This window comes from Amycolatopsis orientalis, from assembly GCF_000943515.2.
GTDB lineage: Bacteria > Actinomycetota > Actinomycetes > Mycobacteriales > Pseudonocardiaceae > Amycolatopsis > Amycolatopsis orientalis.
In genome coordinates this window covers 7,489,946-7,505,665 of sequence record NZ_CP016174.1, presented here as the reverse complement: position 1 = coordinate 7,505,665, position 15,720 = coordinate 7,489,946, and the positions used below count along the sequence as shown (strand labels likewise).

15 protein-coding genes are annotated in these 15,720 nt (G+C 69.7%); 5 read left to right on the top strand and 10 right to left on the bottom strand.

Annotated features, from left to right (window positions below):
* Positions 1-64: 64 nt before the first annotated feature.
* Positions 65-544 (bottom strand): Lrp/AsnC family transcriptional regulator, encoded by a 480-nt coding sequence (locus tag SD37_RS32660; RefSeq protein WP_044856144.1) that lies wholly within the window; start codon positions 542-544, stop codon positions 65-67.
* Positions 545-655: 111 nt separating this feature from the next.
* Between SD37_RS32660 and SD37_RS32655 the strand changes: the two genes are divergently transcribed.
* Positions 656-1,723, top strand: coding sequence for a Glu/Leu/Phe/Val dehydrogenase dimerization domain-containing protein (locus tag SD37_RS32655; RefSeq protein ID WP_044856143.1), 1,068 nt, complete (start codon positions 656-658; stop codon positions 1,721-1,723).
* Here the strand turns inward: SD37_RS32655 and SD37_RS32650 are convergent.
* The 7 genes from SD37_RS32650 to SD37_RS32620 all read right to left on the bottom strand — a co-directional run bounded on the left by SD37_RS32650 (position 1,665) and on the right by SD37_RS32620 (position 8,494).
* Positions 1,665-2,915, bottom strand: coding sequence for an ABC transporter substrate-binding protein (locus SD37_RS32650; RefSeq protein ID WP_037303387.1), 1,251 nt, complete (start codon positions 2,913-2,915; stop codon positions 1,665-1,667). The two genes, SD37_RS32655 and SD37_RS32650, sit on opposite strands and share 59 nt — an antisense overlap.
* Positions 2,912-4,081 carry a branched-chain amino acid ABC transporter permease gene (locus tag SD37_RS32645; protein WP_044856142.1) on the bottom strand — a complete coding sequence of 390 codons (1,170 nt, stop codon included), beginning with the start codon at positions 4,079-4,081 and terminating at the stop codon, positions 2,912-2,914. The genes SD37_RS32650 and SD37_RS32645 overlap by 4 nt, the downstream gene beginning before the upstream one ends.
* The gene (locus SD37_RS32640) at positions 4,074-4,952 is read right to left on the bottom strand and encodes a branched-chain amino acid ABC transporter permease (protein ID WP_044856141.1); all 879 of its coding nucleotides are present in this window, start codon (positions 4,950-4,952) and stop codon (positions 4,074-4,076) included. Before SD37_RS32640 ends, SD37_RS32645 begins: the two co-directional genes overlap by 8 nt.
* Complete coding sequence (locus tag SD37_RS32635) at positions 4,949-5,725, bottom strand: ABC transporter ATP-binding protein (RefSeq protein WP_174567871.1); 777 nt, start codon at positions 5,723-5,725, stop codon at positions 4,949-4,951. The genes SD37_RS32640 and SD37_RS32635 overlap by 4 nt, the downstream gene beginning before the upstream one ends.
* Entirely contained in the window at positions 5,722-6,531 is an 810-nt protein-coding gene (locus SD37_RS32630) for an ABC transporter ATP-binding protein (RefSeq protein ID WP_044856224.1), read from the bottom strand. The genes SD37_RS32635 and SD37_RS32630 overlap by 4 nt, the downstream gene beginning before the upstream one ends.
* A gap of 182 nt (positions 6,532-6,713) precedes the next feature.
* Positions 6,714-7,340 (bottom strand): response regulator, encoded by a 627-nt coding sequence (locus SD37_RS32625; RefSeq protein ID WP_037303391.1) that lies wholly within the window; start codon positions 7,338-7,340, stop codon positions 6,714-6,716.
* Positions 7,325-8,494 (bottom strand): GAF domain-containing sensor histidine kinase, encoded by a 1,170-nt coding sequence (locus SD37_RS32620; RefSeq protein WP_044856223.1) that lies wholly within the window; start codon positions 8,492-8,494, stop codon positions 7,325-7,327. The genes SD37_RS32625 and SD37_RS32620 overlap by 16 nt, the downstream gene beginning before the upstream one ends.
* Before the next feature lie 94 nt (positions 8,495-8,588).
* Between SD37_RS32620 and SD37_RS32615 the strand changes: the two genes are divergently transcribed.
* Complete coding sequence (locus SD37_RS32615; RefSeq protein WP_044856139.1) at positions 8,589-11,354, top strand: FAD-binding and (Fe-S)-binding domain-containing protein; 2,766 nt, start codon at positions 8,589-8,591, stop codon at positions 11,352-11,354.
* Positions 11,355-11,447: 93 nt separating this feature from the next.
* Positions 11,448-12,650, top strand: a complete 1,203-nt coding sequence (locus tag SD37_RS32610) for a cytochrome P450 (RefSeq protein ID WP_063774606.1) — start codon at positions 11,448-11,450, stop codon at positions 12,648-12,650.
* Here SD37_RS32610 and SD37_RS32605 read toward each other — a convergent pair.
* Together SD37_RS32605 and SD37_RS32600 are read right to left on the bottom strand one after the other, a co-directional pair.
* A complete protein-coding gene (locus SD37_RS32605) occupies positions 12,631-13,545 on the bottom strand; it encodes a phosphotransferase family protein (protein ID WP_044856138.1) in 915 nt (304 codons plus the stop codon). The genes SD37_RS32610 and SD37_RS32605 overlap by 20 nt on opposite strands.
* Before the next feature lie 41 nt (positions 13,546-13,586).
* The gene (locus SD37_RS32600; RefSeq protein WP_037303397.1) at positions 13,587-14,153 is read right to left on the bottom strand and encodes a TetR/AcrR family transcriptional regulator; all 567 of its coding nucleotides are present in this window, start codon (positions 14,151-14,153) and stop codon (positions 13,587-13,589) included.
* 113 nt (positions 14,154-14,266) lie between these two features.
* Between SD37_RS32600 and SD37_RS32595 the strand changes: the two genes are divergently transcribed.
* On the top strand, positions 14,267-15,457 hold the full coding sequence (locus tag SD37_RS32595; RefSeq protein WP_044856137.1) for a cytochrome P450: 1,191 nt from the start codon (positions 14,267-14,269) through the stop codon (positions 15,455-15,457).
* A gap of 2 nt (positions 15,458-15,459) precedes the next feature.
* Positions 15,460-15,675 (top strand): ferredoxin, encoded by a 216-nt coding sequence (locus tag SD37_RS32590; protein WP_083255149.1) that lies wholly within the window; start codon positions 15,460-15,462, stop codon positions 15,673-15,675.
* Positions 15,676-15,720 lie beyond the last annotated feature (45 nt).

The following is a 15,720-nucleotide window of genomic DNA, read 5'->3' as shown; positions in this document are numbered from 1 at the left end:
CTTGGATTTCGGGCGTACTTAGGGGTGGCGAGTCGCGAATTCAAGGGTGAACGGGTGCTCACCCCTACGGGTTCTCTCCCGGTATTCGTCGCGGCAGCGGTTCCAGCTCGGTCTTGCGCAGATGCCGGAAAATGATCGAACTGCGGAAGCCGACGATCTCCTTGCGCTTCGACAGCCGATCCACCAGGAACGCGTGGAGCTGATCGACGTCCTGTGCGGCGACGTGGATCAGGAAATCGTCACTGCCGGCGGTGACGAACACCGAAAGGACCTCCGGCAATTCCGCCACCGAACGCTGGAAGCCGTCGATCACCTCCCGGCTCAGCGGCCGCACCTGCGCCGACACCATCGCCTGCACGCCGCGGTTGAGGCTCCGCAGGTCGATGTCCGCGTGATAGCCGCGGATGACGCCGCGTTCGCGCAGCAGCCTCGTCCGTTCGAGGCAGGTCGACGGCGCGACGCCGACCTTGCGGGCGATGTCGCGGTTCGACTGCCGCGCATCCGCCTGGAGTTCCCGGATGATCGCCGAATCAAGTTCGTCCACGCCCGTTCCTTTCTTCGCTCTGCCGAATATCGTTCGCCAGATCGACCATCAGCTTGAAGATCAGCCTAGCTTCAGCGCATCAAGCCGACTGAATGCGTGGAGGGAAGCGGAATGTCCGTACAGAACTGGGAGCAGGTCGTCGTCCGGCGCGGGCGCCGGTCCGGGGTGACCACGATGGTCGCGGTGCACTCGCGCACGCTCGGCCCGGCCGTCGGCGGGTGCCGGTTCAAGGTCTACCCGGGCCTCCGCGACGCGATCGACGACGTGCTGAGGCTGTCCGCGGCGATGACCCGCAAATGCGCGGTCGCGGGGCTGGACTTCGGCGGCGGCAAGAGCGTCGTCGCGCTCGACCGGGTACCCGGCCCCGGGCTACGGCGCGAGATCCTGCTCGATCACGCCGACCTCATCGCGTCACTCGACGGCGCGTATCTCGCGGGTCCGGACGTCGGAACCGGTCCCGACGACATGCTCGTGCTGCGTGAGCGGACGCCGCACGCGTTCTGCGTGCCCGAAGAGCACGGCGGCACCGGATCTTCGAGCGGGCCGACCGCCGCCGGGGTGCTCGCCGCGTTGCGGGCGGGAGCCCGGGCGGTCTTCGGTGACGCCTCGATGAAGAGCCGGAAAGTGGTCATCAGCGGATACGGCTCCGTCGGCGCGCATCTGGCCGCCGCACTGGCCGAGCGGGGCGCCGACGTCACCGTGTCCGATGTGGACGAACGACGGCTCCGTGCCGCCGGTGAACAAGGACTCCGCCGGGTCCGGCCGGAGCAGGTGCTCGGGCTCCGGGCCGACGTCCTGATCCCGGCCGCCGTCGGCGGCGTGTTCGGCCCCGCCACCGAGGTCGCCGCTCCGCTGGTGGTCGGCCCGGCCAACAACCAGCTCACCGAGGACGCGGTCGCCCCCGTCCTTGCCGCGCAAGGGGTGCTGTGGATCCCGGATTTCGTCGCGAGCGCCGGGGGAGTCGTCTACACCCTCGGCCGCGAAAAGGAGAACCTCACGCACACCGAGGCGCTCGACCGGGTCGAGACACTGGAAGCGACCACGCGAAGGATCCTCGACGCCGCTTCGGCCAACGGCACCACACCGCTGGCCGAAGCGAACGCACTCGCCGAAGCCCGCCTCACTTCTGGTGCGGGGCCACGTACTCCTTCGCCTCGGGAGCCTCGAACAGCGGCTTGACGTAGCGGACCCCGCCCTCGGCCGACGCGTCCGGCGTCGCCGCGTACACCTGGCGCGTCGCCGGGGTGCCCGCCTTCGAGAAGTCCAGTGCCGCCACCAGGTCCTCCGTACTTGCCGACGTCGTCTGCTTCAGCGCCGCGGCGATGCCCTCCCGGGTGAGGTCCTTGTTCTCGCACGCCTTCTTGAGCACCGCGCCCCACACCTCGCCGACCGCGTAGCCGTAGGGGATCCCGCCGTTCGGGGTCTCCTTGTACGCGGCCTTGTACTTCGAGGCGACGTCCTTGGCCTTCGGGATGTCGGCGGAGAACGGGACACTGCTGGCGACGATCGTCAGCTTGTCCAGCGCGTTCGCGGCCGGGCTCTTGAGCAGCACCGGGTCGAACGTCGGGTTGTTGCCGAGCACCGGCACGTTCAGCCCGAGCGCCTTGTTCGCCGCGAGCGCGGATCCGGTCTGCGCCGGGGTGGTGGTCAGGACGATGGACTTCACCCCGGCGCCCTTGAGCCCGGTGACGATGTTGGTGAGGTCGTTGTCGGTCGAGGTCACCTTGACCTCCTTGACCGTCAGATTGTGCTTCTTGGCGTAGAACTGCGAGCCGCGCAGGCCGTTCTTGCCGTACTCACCGTCGATGTAGACGTGCCCGATCGTGTCGCCGTCCTTCACCAGGCCCTTCTCCTGCAGGTACGACAGCCCGTCGATGATCTCCAGGTCGTAGGTCGTCCCGACGATCATCACGTACTGGTTGTCGAGCAGTTCCGAAGACCAGGACGCGGGCGCGGCGACGGTCTTGTCCGCCGCGATGTTCTGCTTCAGCGCGGCGACCACGGGGGAACCGAGCAACTGGACGAACCCGAGCACCTTCGGCTCGATCTGCGGATACAGCGTCTTCGCCGTGTCGGCCTTGTAGCCGTGATCGACGGTCTCCAGTTTGACCTTGCGCCCGCACACCCCGCCCGCGTCGTTGAAGTCCTTGGCCCACAACTCGTTCCCCTGCGTGATGCCGAGTCCGAGGTTCTTGAACACCCCGGTCTTGTCGGTCATCACGCCGAGCGTGATCTCCGAAGCCGTCACTCCCTTGCCGGCCTTGACCCCCGAGCCGTCCGCCCCCGAGGACCCCGAGTCGCCCGCCTTCGTGCTGCACGCCGCGAGGGCGAGGACCGCCGCCAGTGCGACGGCCGGATATGTGCGCTTCATATGCCTTGCTCCTCTGGAAGATGAGGTTTTCTAGCGGGGGTGAGACGCCGGGTGAGCCGGCGGCCGATCGCGGCGAGCCCACCCGGTTCGAAGAGCACCACGAGGATGATCGCGGCGCCGTAGACGAAGGAGCTGACCAGGATCGGGGTCAGTGCGCCGTCGCCGGTCCCGGAGAACCAGCCGAGGTCGGCGGAGTACAGCGAAAGCACCTGCGGCAGCCCGTTGACGATCAGCGCGCCCACCAGCGCGCCGGGTACCGAACCGAGTCCTCCGATGATCACCATGGCCAGGAAGGCGATGGAGACGTTGATGCCGTAGGTGCCGAATTCGCTTTCGTCGGGTTTGAGGATGTCGAACCACAGCACGGTCATCGCGCCCGCGAGTCCCGCGTACGCCGAGGAGACCGCGAACGCGCCCGCCTTGGCCCTGGTGACGCTGACGCCCATCACCGACGCGGCGGCCTCGTTGTCCCGCACCGCCCGCCACGACCGCCCGACCCGGCTGGAGACCGCCGCGCGGGCGACGACGAACGCGAGCACGGTCAGCAGCAGGAAGAGGTACCAGAGCCGTTCCGCCTGCCGGATCGGCACGCCCAGCAGGACGATCTCGGGACCACCGTTGGTGAACGGGAAGCCGAACAGGGAGAACGGTTCGGGGGTGCGCCCCGTCGACGTCCCGCCGGTCAGCCGCTCGGCGGACTGTCCTAAGTAGAGTCCCAGGAACACCAGGGACAGCGACGCGACACCGAGGTAGATCCCGCGAAGCCGTCCGGAGACCGGCGCGAACGCCAGCCCGAGCACCGCCGTGATGACCACCGCGCCGACCAGCGACAAGCCCGGGTCGAGGCCCAGCCCGGACACGCGCTCGTCGTCGGTCGGTCCGGAAAGGACGGTGTACCCGGTCGCGCCCGCCAGCAGGAAGAACGCGTGCGCCAGCGACAGTTGCCCGGCCTGCCCGACCAAGAGCGTCAGCCCGATCGCGCCGACCCCGCCGATCATCATGTACTGCCCGGCCTTCAGCCAGGCGGCGTCGAGGTAGAGCGGAATCGCGAGCAGGACGACGAGCAGCGCGATCCAGGCCAGCGCCTTGAACAGCCGACCCCGATCGCGTTTCACGGGAGGCGTCGGCGGTGCGGCGGGCGGCGTTTTCACGGCGGTGTCAGACACGGGTGCTCTCCCTCGTCCCGAACAACCCCGACGGCCGCGCCACCAGGACCACGAGCATCACCAGGAAGACCGCGCTCTTGGAGAAGTCGAACGACACGTACTGCGCCGAAAGAGCTTCGACGAGCCCGACGACCAGCCCGCCCACCACCGCGCCCGCTGTCGAGTCCAGCCCGCCGAGGATGGCCGCGGGGAACGCCGCGAGCGCGATGGAATGCGTGCCGCGGGACAGTCCCGCGCCCGAGAAGTCCTGGGTGGCGATGAACAGCACCGCGACCCCGGCGAGCAGCCCGGCGACGACCCACGCCGTCGCCGTCACCCGGGAGCTGCGGATCCCCATCAGCGCGGCGGCTTCGCGGTTCTCGGCCTGCGCCCGCATCGCGATACCCCAGTTCGAGTACTTGAACGCGAGGGTGAACGCGGTGATCAGCACGGCGGCGACGAGCAGTGCGACCAGCTGCGTGCGGAACAAGGTGATCCCGCCGAGCTGGAACGGCCGCGCGTCCCAGGCGTCGCCGAGGAACGGCAACGTGACGCCGAGGCGCCGGACGATCTCCTCGGTGACGATCACATCGACGCCGATGGTCAGCAGCGCCAGGCTGTTCGCGTCCGCGTGCCGCGAACGGGACAGCAGGAGTCGTTCCAGTAGCAGGGCGAGCAGTCCGGCCGAGGCGATGCCGACCAGTGACGCACCCGCCCAGCCGAGGGATTCCCTGGTGACCACGACCAGGTAGCCACCGAAGAGCACGAGCGAGCCGTGCGCGAAGTTGACCACTTCGGTGGCCTTGAAGATGATCACGAAACCCAGCGCCAGCAACGCGAACACCGCGCCCTTGCCGAGTCCGTTGACGACGAGCTGCACAAAAGTGTTCACGCGCTGGCCTCCGTGCCGAGGTATGCCTTGATCACGTCCGGATCCGACTGGACCTCGGCGGGGGTCCCGTCGGCGATGCGCCTGCCGAAGTCGAGGACGGTGACCCGGTCCGCGATGCCCATCACCAGCCCCATGTCGTGTTCGACGAGCAGAATCGAGATGCCGAGTCCGCTCGAGATGTCGCGGATCGTCCCGGCCAGTCCGGCGGTCTCGGTCGCGTTCATCCCGGCCGCGGGTTCGTCGAGCAGCAGCAGGACCGGTTCGACGGCGAGGGCGCGGGCGAGGTCGACGCGTTTCACCGCGCCGTAGGGCAGCGCGCCGACCGGGAGGTCCACCAGCGCGCCGATCCCGAGGAAGTCGCAGATCTCCTTGGCGCGCGCGGAATGCCGCCGTTCGGCCCGGACCGTCCACGGCAGCCGGAGGCCGCAGGCGAGGAAGCCGCCCTTGGTCAGCGACTGGCGGCCGAGCATGACGTTGTCGAGCACGGTCGAGCCGGGGGACAGCGCGGCGTTCTGGAACGACCGGCCGACGCCGAGGCCTGCCAGCCGATGGGGCGGGAGTCCGGAAAGGACGGTGTCGCCGAGCCGGACAGTGCCGCTGTTCGCCCGGTAGAGCCCGCTGATCACATTGAAGCAGCTGGACTTCCCGGCGCCGTTCGGGCCGATGAGCGCGTGCAGCGAACCGGAGCCGACGGTGAAGGAGACGTCGTCGAGGGCCCGGATCCCGCCGAAGCGCAGGGTCACGTTCTCGACGTGCAACTCCGGCGGCGTCATCCGGCCCACCTCGACAGGCTCCGGCCCGCCAGCTGCTCGCGGGCGTCGGCCGCTTCGGCTTCGGCGGTGGCCTGGGATTCGGCGTGGCCGCCGAGGTAGAGCCGCTGGACGTCCTCGCTCGCGGCGAGTTCGGCCGTGGTGCCGGACAGGGCGACCCGGCCGACTTCGAGGACGATCGCGTGGTCGGCCACCCGCAACGCCATCACGGCGTTCTGCTCGACCAGGACGACCGCGGTGCCCTGGTCGTGGATCTCGCGGATGATGTCGCCGATCCGCTCGACGATCTTCGGCGCGAGACCGAGCGAGGGTTCGTCGAGCAGCAGCAGCCGCGGTCCGGACATCAGCGCGCGGCCGATCGCGAGCATCTGCTGCTCGCCGCCGGAAAGCAGGCCGGCGCGCTGTTTGGCGCGTTCGGACAGGACCGGGAAGAGCTCGTCGACGCGTTTCCTCGCGGCGGCGCGCTGCTCGGGGGAGCGGGCGCCGATCCCGCCCGCGCGCAGGTTCTCCTCGACCGTCATCCGCGCGAAGACCTGGCGTCCTTCGGGGACACCGACGACGCCGAGACCGACGATGCGGGCGGGGTCGAGCCTGGTCAGCGGCTTGCCGTCGTAGCGGACCTCACCGGCCGAAACCGAGCCCCGGTGCATGCGCAGCGTCCCGGAGATGGTCCGCAGCAGGGTCGATTTCCCGGCGCCGTTGCTGCCGAGGACGGCCAGTACTCCATCGGGTGAAACGTCGAGGTCGACCCCGTGCAGTGCGGCCACCGATCGGCCGTACCGCACCTCAAGATCACGGACACTCAGCAAGCCGCCTCCTCCGTTCGTGTGACGCGAGTCACGATCGGTGGCGGTCATCCTGCGTGGGCACCCTCCGTCGCGTCACCCCCACCTGGAGACCCACCCGGCTACGAAACGGCAACTACCGCATTTAGTCCTCTGGATGCGGTAGTTCGGCGTCGAAGTACCGCATCCAGAGGACTAAACGCGGGTTACAGGAGGCCGGCTTCGGAGGCCTTGCCGATGGCTTCAACCCGGTTGCGGGCACCGAGTTTGTGCAGCGCGGACTGCAGGTAGGTCTTCACCGTGTTCCGCGCCAGCCCGGTCGACTCCGCGATCTCCGGATTCGTCTGACCCTGCGCGGCGAGTCGTAAAACCTCGTACTCGCGCCGCGTCAGGCCGCTGCGGGCAAGCGCGTCGGATCGCTGGCCGTCGTCCGGGAAGATCCGCGGATCGACGACGCGTTCACCCTTGAGCACCTGCCGCAACGCCGCCACCAGATCCGTCCCGGCGACGTCCTTGAGCAGGCAGCCGTGCGCGCCGGAGTCCAGTGCGGCCCGCACCCCCTGATGGTCGCCGTGCGCGGTGAACACCACGATCCGCCCGGCCGGATGCACGCGCCGGAGTTCGGCGATGACCTCGGGCGCGAGCATGTCCGGCAACCGCAGGTCCAGCAGGATCAGCACCGGTTTCAGCTCGGCCGCCCGCTGGATCGCCGCCCGGCCGGTCTCGGCCGAGCCGACGACGGTCATCGCCGGGTCGTAGCGCAGCAGCAGGCTCACCCCGTCGCGGACCACCGGATGGTCGTCAACGACGAGGACGGTCACCGGCGCCGGCACGGTTCCGGTACCCAGGCGCGCAGCGTGCACCCATCGTCGTCGTCCCGGACCAGGCTGACCCGGCCGCCGAGCCGCGCGGCGCGTTCGGCCAGCGAGCGCAGGCCCATCCCGGTGCCGGGCCCGGGTTCCTCGCCCCGGTGACCGGCCCCGTCGTCGGCGACGACCACCTGCACGCCGTCTTCGCTGGGCAGCAGGCTGACCACGACCGACAGCGCGTCGGCGTGTTTCTCGACGTTGAGCAGACCTTCCCGGACGGCCGCCACCAGCAGCCCGGTGCGCTCGGCGTCCAGCCGCGGCACCGGGGCGAGCTGGACGAACCGCGCCGGGACCCCGCAGCGGGCCTGGAACGAGCGGCAGTGCTCGGCCAGTTCCACCGGCAGCGCGCGTTCCGGACTGGACTCCGACAGCGCCAGCAGCGATTCGCGCAGCGCCCGTGACGCGGCCGAAACGTCGCCTTCCAGCCGCCGCAGCCGCGATTCGAGCGCCGGGTTGTCACTGATGTCCTCGTGCAGGTTCCGGACCTGGACGCCGATGGAGAACAGCAGCGCACCGACCGAATCGTGCAAGGCGCTCTGCATCCGGAGCCGTTCGGCGGACAGCGCCGTCGCGCGGTCGGCCTCGGCGACCGACGCCAGTTTCAGCGCCCGGCCCGCCTCACCCGCGATGGCCTCGAGCGACTTGACCGCGTCGTCACCGAAATCGCGGCGCTCGCGCATGGCGGCGTACGCGATCGCGACGGTCTCGGTCCCGTTCACGATCGGGACGGCGATCATCGCGGCCAGGCCCTCGCCGCGGACCTGCGCGTCGAACTGGTGGGTGATACTCGGCGAGCTGACGTAGTCGTTGACCCGGACCGGCCTGCCCAGCGCCAGCACCCGGCCGCCGATGCCCTGGCCGATGGGCACGGCGAGGTCCTGCAGCGCGTCCGTGCGGGTGCCCGACATCCAGCGGATCACCGCCTCCTCGGGGGCGGTGATCTCGGCGACGAAACCCGAATGCGTGCCGATGGATTCGCGGATCAGCCGCGCGGTCCCGTTGAGCGCCGCGACCCTGTCGAGGGTGGCGAGCAGCGCTTCACGCTCGCGCAGAAGCCCGCCGAGCACCGCGCTGTGCTCGGCGGCGAGTTCCTCCGCGACCTGGCGTTTCGCCGTCACGCGCTCACGATCGCACACCGGACGTGGTTTCCGACACACCCGTACGGAGAGGTTCACCGATGCGTTTCCGGCCTCGGTTGTCTTGAATGGACCCGTGGAGATCCTGGCCGACGCCGCGACACTGGCCCTGTACACGACCGACGCCTCCAACTACCGGCACGTGCCCCAGGGCGTGGTGCTGCCGCGGAACGTCGACGACGTGATCGCGGCCGTCGCCGCCTGCCGGGAGGCGGGGCTGCCGGTGATCGCCCGCGGCGGCGGCACCAGCGTCGCGGGCAACTCCTGCGGGCCGGGCGTCGTGATCGACACCTCGCGTCATCTCGGCGGCGTCCTCGACCTCGATCCCGTCGCGCGGACGGCGAGGGTGGCCCCCGGGACCGTCCTCGATCACCTCCAGGCACTCGCCGCGCCGCACGGCCTCCGGTTCGGCCCCGATCCGTCGACGCATTCCCGCTGCACGATCGGCGGGATGATCGGCAACAACGCGTGCGGTTCGCATTCGGTCGCCTACGGGCGCACGGTCGACGTCGTCCGCGAACTGGACGTCCTGCTCTACGACGGCACCCGGCTGACCGTCGGCCCGACCTCACCGTCCGAAGTGGACGCACGGGCGGCCAGGCCGGGTACGGAGGGCCGGGTCTTTTCGGAACTCCGCGCGCTCGTCCGGGACAATCTGGCGTTACTGCGCACCGAACTGTCCACCTTCGGCAGGCGGGTGTCGGGGTACGGACTGGAACACCTGTTGCCGGAGAACGGTTTCGACGTCGCCAAGGCGCTGGTCGGCAGCGAGGGCACCTGTGTCACCGTGCTGGAGGCGACGGTCTCCCTCGCCGAGGTCCCGAAGCGCAAAGTGCTCGCCGTGCTCGGTTTCGGGTCCGACATCGCCGCCGCCGACGCCGTCCCGGCGATCCTGCCCTGGTCGCCGCTCACCGTCGAAGGTGTCGACGCGGACCTCGTCGCCTTGCTGGAACCCGGCCGCGCCGAGGGCCTGCCGCCCGGTGGTGCCTGGCTGTTCGTCGAGATGGCCGACCCGGACAAGGCGCGCGGCCTGATCGACGGACTGCGCGGCGCCCTGACCGGCGCCGCGCTGCTGGACGACGCCGCCGCGCAGAAGCGGCTGTGGCGCATCCGGGAGGAGGGCGCCGGTCTCGCGACGCGGCTCGCCGGGGGCGAGGAGGCATGGCCGGGCTGGGAAGACGCCGCCGTCCCGCCCGAACGTCTTGGCGCCTACCTGCGCGAGTTCAAGGAACTCATGCGACGGCACGGCCGCAAGAGCGTCGTCTACGGCCACTATGGTGAGGGCTGCCTGCATTTGCGGCTGGACTTCGACCTGCTTTCCCCGCGAGGGATCGCCGGGTTCCGGTCCTTTCTCGAAGAGGCGGCGGATCTCGTCGCCGCGCACGGCGGCTCGCTGTCCGGAGAACACGGCGACGGGCAGGCCCGTTCGGAACTGCTGCCCCGGATGTACAGCCCCGAGATCCTCGCGCTTTTCGCGCGGTTCAAGGGGATCTTCGATCCGGCGGGCAAGATGAACCCCGGCATCCTCGTCGACCCGAGGCCGGTCGACGCCGACCTCCGCGTCCGGCGCGCGCCGCTGGACCTCGAAGACGTCACCGCGCTCGCGTACCCGGAGGATCGGGGGAGCTTCGGGCAGGCGATGCGGCGCTGCGTCGGCGTCGGGAAATGCCGCAACACCACCGGTGCCGGCGTGATGTGCCCGAGTTACCGCGCCACCCGCGAGGAGAAGCACTCGACGCGGGGCCGCGCGCATCTGCTCGCCGAGATGGTGAACGGTGAACTGATCACCGACGGCTGGCGCTCGAAGGAGGTCGCCGAGGCACTGGATCTCTGCCTGTCGTGCAAGGGCTGCCTGTCCGATTGCCCCGTCGATGTCGACATGGCGACCTACAAGGCGGAATTCCTGCATCACCACCACAAGGGGCGGCTGCGCCCGGCGTCGCACTACTCGATGGGCTGGCTGCCGTTGTGGCTGCGCGCCGCCGCGCTGGCGCCGCGGCTGGCGAACACGATGTCGCGCCGGTTCTCAGGTCTGCTGAAACGACTCGGCGGGATCGCGCCGGAACGGGACCTGCCGACCTTCGCCCCGCTGCCGTTCACCAAGCGGCGCGAGGATCTCCGGCGCTGGGCGACCGGAGCCCGGCCGGTGGTGCTGTGGCCGGACTCCTTCAACAACTACCTGACCCCGGACGTCCTCGACGCCGCGGCCGAGGTGCTCACCGCGGCGGGCTACGACGTCGTCCTGCCCGACCGCGGTGTCTGCTGCGGCCTCACCTGGGTGTCCACCGGACAGCTCGACACCGCGAAGAAGGTGTTGCGCGGCACGCTTTCCGTGCTCGAACCGTATCTGCGGGCCGGTTACCAGGTCGCCGGGCTGGAGCCGAGCTGCACCGCCCTCTTCCGCGGTGACCTGGAGGCCCTGCTGCCGGGCGACCCGGTCGCGGAACTGCTCGCCGCTCAGACCAGGACGTTCGCCGAACTCGTCGAGGACTCACCGCTCGAATTCCGGTCGCTGGACGTCGAAACGCTCAGCCAGGTCCACTGTCATCAGCATGCCGTGCTCGGCTTCGGCGCCGACGAGGCCGCGATGCGCGCCGCGGGTGTCCACAATTCCACAATGGATTCCGGCTGCTGTGGACTGGCGGGCAACTTCGGTTTCGAACGCGGGCACTACGACGTCTCCGTCGCCTGCGCCGAGGATCGCATGCTGCCCGCGATCCGGGCCGCGGCCGAGGGCACCGAGGTGGTCGCGGACGGCTTCAGCTGCCGGACCCAGATCGAGCAGCTGGACGGGCGTCGCGCGCTGCATCTGGCCGAACTGCTCCGGCGCGCACTGCCTTAGCGATTATCACGGTATGAGAAGGATCTTCGGCTCTTCGGGCGGGTGAACGGCCGGAAGCTTCCGGTGCCGGGTTCCCCCGCTCATCATCGGCCCATGACAGCCACCTATCCCGCCGCGAAGGACGATCCCGCGACCCCGATGGGCGAGATCTACGCCGAGTATCCGCCGATGTCCAAGGTCGTCTTCCCGAGCGGCTGCGAAGGCTGGCTCGTGACCAGGTACGACGACGTCCGCTTGATCTTCTCCGACACGCGGTTCTCCCGGGATCTGCTCGCCCCCGGCGCGCCGTGCCTCATCGAGCCGGGCGACTTCTCCACCGGCGAGCACAGCATCCTGAACATGGACCCGCCGGACCACACGCGGCTGCGGAAACTGTCGGCACAGGCCTTCACCGTCCGCCGGATCGCCGCGCTGCGGCCCCGGATCCAGGAGATCGCCGACGATCTCCTGCGCGCGATGGCCGAACACGGTCCGCCGGTGGATCTGGTGGAGACGTTCGCCTTCCCGCTGCCCACGTCGGTGATGTGCGAGATCCTCGGTGTCCCGTTCGAAGGCAAGGAGCGGTTCCGTCAGTGGTCGCGGGTGATCGTCACGCCGATGGCGTACAGCCCGGCCGAAGTGGCACAGGCCCGGCGTGACGGGGCGGAGGACATGGCGGCCCTCGTCGCCGTCAAGCGGGTGACCCCGGGCGAGGATCTGCTGAGCGTCCTCGTGCACGCCCGCGACGAGGACGGCGACAGGCTCACCGAGGCCGAGTTGATCGACCTGGCCACCCAGCTCCTGCTGGCCGGGCACGAGACCACGGTCAGCCTGATCGCGACCGGGATCGTGCTGCTGTCCCGGAATCCGGACCAGTTCGCCGCGTTGCGCGCGGATCCGGAGCTGACCACGGGCGCCGTCGAAGAGATCATGCGGTTCGACGGCCCTGCCGACGCGTCGCTGCTGCGGGTCGCGCTGCAGGACGTCGAGCTGAGCGGCGGACTGGTCCGGCGCGGCGAGGCCGTGCTGGCGCACACCGGTGCGGCGAACCGGGACGAGAGCGCCTTTCCCGGCGCGTCGCGGTTCGACATCCGCCGCCGGAACGCGCCGCAACTCGGCTTCGGGCACGGACTCCACTTCTGCCTCGGCGCCGCGCTCGCCCGGCTCGAAGGGGAGATCGCGTTCCGGACCCTGCTCGACGGGCTGCCCGGACTGGATCTCGCGGTTCCCGCTTCGGACATCGTCTGGCGGCCGCCGCTTTCGATCCGCGGTCCGGAGGCCGTGCCGGTGACGTGGACTACCACCAAATCCGGCTGAGGTTCTCCAGCGTCGGTTCTTCCGGCGCCGGAAGAACCTTGAGGTACCAGGTGAAATTGCTGTAGACGTGCAAAAGCGCATACGCCAGGCAGCGCCGGGAGAATTCCTCGTCCGGCGTGCTGCCGTACCCGGTGAGCAGTCGCCGCAGAAAGTCCTTGTCACCACCGGAAACGAACAGTCCGACGGCGACGAAGTCGTACTCGGCCGCGCCGCGCATCGCGGGTTCGAAGTCGAAGAGACCGGTCAGGCGAGGGTGTTCGCCGTCGTGGGTGACCATGACGTGGTCGCGCATGAATTCGGTGTGCAGCGGGACGACGGGCGGGCTGCCCAGTTCGACGGAATCGAGGAACGCCGGGATCTGCCCGATCCAGCTTTCCCCGAGTCCGGTCCGGCGGTGATGTTCGACGGCGTTCGCCCGCTGCTTGGCGAGGAACACGGTCCAGTCCGGCGGATCCAGGACGTCGAGCCGAGGATCGTGCAGGGAATGCAGGGCGGCCAACGCCTCCCCGAGTTCCGGTGCGAGCCGGTGTTTGTCCTCTGTGGACAGTTTCGGCCAGGCGTCCTTCAGCGTCTCGCCGCGCAGGCGCTCCATGAGGACGTAACCCCAGCCGTCCCGCTCGCCGACGCCGTGCACGGCGGGCGTCGGGATCGGCAGTTTTCCGTGCAGGACTTCGAGCATCGTCCGCTCGGTGGCGAGTTCGTCGAGGTACACCGGCGGGAAGAGCTTGAGCACCAAGTCGTCGCCGACGGCATAGACCGGCAGCGAGCCTTCGGTGAACGGGACGACGTCGCCGAGACCGAGCGACCCGGTCAGCGAGGTCACCGCCGGGAGCAGGTCTTGCCTGGTCAGAGCGCGGAACTCGGCTTCGGTGCCGGCGGGTGGGAACGAGGTCACGGAGGCGACCGTAGAACAGGGGAGCGCGGTCGGCGACCGAATTACCCGCTGCGTTCCAGCAGCGTCCGGGCCGCGCCGAGCACGAGACGGCAGACGTCGTCGGGATCCGCGCTGGCCAGCGGTTCCTTGCCGGTGATCTCGCGGACCAGGCCGATCCCGAGCAGCCAGGCCAGGATGAGATCCGCCCGCAGGTCGGCGTCGTCGGCGTCGGTCAGCGTGGCCAGCACCTTCGCGTACTCCTCGCCGAGCTGGCGGCGGACCGCGCCCGCGGCGCTGTCGTGCCCGGTCGAGCGCAGGTAGGCGTCGAGGGTGCGGTCGCGGCCGGTGTCGGACTCCAGCATGCTGCGCAACGCCGTGCCGAGCAGTTCGTCCGGTGGGGTGGTGGCGATCTGCTCGCGTCCGCCGCGCGCCAGGACCTCCTCGAAGAGCGCGTCCTTCGAACCGAAGTAGCGGAACAGCAGCGCCTGGTTGACCCCGGCGAGTTTCGCGATGTCGCGCACGGTCGTCCGGTCGAAACCGCGCTCGGCGAACAGGGCCGCCGCCGCGTCGAGCAGGGCGGCCCTCGTCGCGGCCGCGTCCCGCTTGCGGACCTGCGGTTCTTCCGTCATCGGGCTCAGGTTAACGGTACGTCGCACGGTAGGCGCATTGACGCTGTCCGTGATCATGGTTAGCGTTGTAAGCAGCCGCTTACAAACCGCCGAGCCGGGGGGTTTCCGGACAAATGACCACCACTGAAGCCGAATTCGTCGCTTACCCGTTCAACGAGGACGCGGGGCTCGAACTCAACGAGGCCTACGCCGCCGCCCGCGACGCCGAGGGCATGCTCCGCGTCCGCCTGCCGCATGGGGAGCCCGCCTGGCTCGCGGTGCGGTACGCCGACGCGCGTTTCGTCCTGGGTGACCGGCGGTTTTCCCGCGCGATGGCCACGGACCGGGACGAGCCGCGGATGGCGCCGGGCAGGCGGCCCGGCGGGATCCTGAGCATGGACCCGCCGGACCACACGCGGCTGCGCACGCTGGTCGCGAAGGCGTTCACCATGCGCCGCGTCGAACTGCTGCGGCCGAGGGTCGCGGAGCTGGCGGCGGGGCTGATCGAGGACATGAAGGCCAAGGGGCAGCCCGCGGATCTGGTCGAGGACTACGCGCTGCCGATCCCGGTCGCGGTGATCTGCGAACTGCTCGGCGTCCCCGTCGAGGACCGGCCGAAGTTCCGCGTGTGGAGCGACGCCGCGCTGTCGACCAGCCCGCTGACCACCGAACAGATGATGGCCAACCAAGAGGAGCTGCGGGCGTACATGCACGTGCTCGTCGAAGAGCACCGCGCCCAGCCGCAGGACGATCTGATGACCGCGCTGATCGAAGCGCGCGACGTGCGGGACAAGCTGAGCGAGCTGGAACTGGTCGACATGTGCATCGGCATCCTGATCGCCGGGCACGAGACCACCGCGAGTCAGATCCCCAACTTCGTCTACGCCCTGCTCGAACAGCCGGAACAGCTGGCCCGCCTGCGCGCGGACCTGGACCTGATCCCGGCGGCGGTCGAGGAACTGCTGCGGTTCATCCCGCTGGGTGCCGGAGCCGGATTCGCCCGCTACGCCACCGAGGACGTCCATGTGGGTGACGTACTGGTGAAGGAAGGCGAACCGGTGATGGTCGCGATCGGCGCCGCCAACCGGGACGCGCTCCAGTTCACCTCGGCGGAAACCCTCCGGTTCGACCGGGAGGCCAATCCCCACCTCGGTTTCGGGCACGGCGTGCACCACTGCCTCGGCGCGCCGCTGGCCAGGCTGGAACTGCAGGAGGCTTTGCGGGCGTTGCTGCGCGATCTTCCCGGCTTGCGCCTCGACGGCGATATCGTGTGGAAGACGCAGATGCTGGTGCGGGGGCCCCGCTCCATGCCGATCGGATGGTGACCATGAGCTGGAAAGTCGAGGTCGATGGCGGAACGTGCATCGGCTCGGGGATGTGCGCTTCGCTGGTGCCGGAGGTCTTCGAACTCGAAGGCGCCACGGCGACGGTGACGAAGAGCGAGGTGGATCCGGACGAGGTCGTGCTCGACGCGGCGGATTCGTGTCCCGCGATGGCCATCGAGGTCAAGGAGAAGGGCGAGGTGATCGGGCCCCGGCCCTGAACTTCGCCTTTTAATACGTGGCGGTCGTCGGTGAAGGGGCGTAGG